This window comes from Buttiauxella sp. S19-1, assembly GCF_022134725.1.
Classification (GTDB): domain Bacteria; phylum Pseudomonadota; class Gammaproteobacteria; order Enterobacterales; family Enterobacteriaceae; genus Buttiauxella; species Buttiauxella ferragutiae.
On record NZ_JAHWLU010000269.1, the window covers coordinates 1 to 727 of the forward strand.

Below are 727 nucleotides of genomic sequence, written 5' to 3' on the forward strand. Positions count from 1 at the left end.
CAGCAACGGCGGCGCACAGCTAGTCAGTAATATCATCGCCAAAGACAACACTGCGCTTTCTCTGCGTAACGGTGCAAATCTGACCGGCTGGATTGACCCAACCGACGTCAACATCGATAAATCCAGTGGCTGGGATATGACAGCGGATTCGGTAGTTAACGACGTTAACCTCGCCGGGACTATCCGTTATATCGCGCCAACGACCTCACCAATGACCAGCGGACACACCCTGACGGCCAATAACTGGCACGGCCAGGACGGTACTCTGGTGATGAACACCGTTTTGGGTGACGACGCTTCCGTGACCGACAAACTGCTGGTCAACGGTAATACCAGCGGCAACACCTTTATGCAGATCAACAATGTTGGTGGTCACGGTGCGAAAACGGTCGAAGGCATTGAGGTTGTTGATGTCAAAGGCATGTCTGACGGTACCTTCACCAAATCAGGGCGTATTGTCGCCGGAGCGTATGACTACGACCTGGTGCAGAAAGGGGCCAACTGGTATCTGACCAGCAAGGGGGAAAAACAGCCAATAGTACCGATTGATCCAAATAAACCTATTGCGCCACCGATCGATCCCGTCGACCCGGAAGAACCTGTTGTGCCAATTGAGCCGCCAGCAGAACTGCCAATCACCCCACTTGAGCCGTCAAAACCTACGACGCCAGAATCAGGGCAGCAAGGTACACCGACTGTTCGCCCGGAATCAGCCAGCTATACCGCT

Annotated in this window: 1 protein-coding gene; it reads left to right on the forward strand. The window is 53.9% G+C overall.

The genetic code is table 11. From position 1 onward, the window contains the following. A partial coding sequence (locus MES37_RS24505; protein ID WP_237932840.1) for an autotransporter outer membrane beta-barrel domain-containing protein occupies positions 1-727 on the forward strand: 727 nt, incomplete at both ends.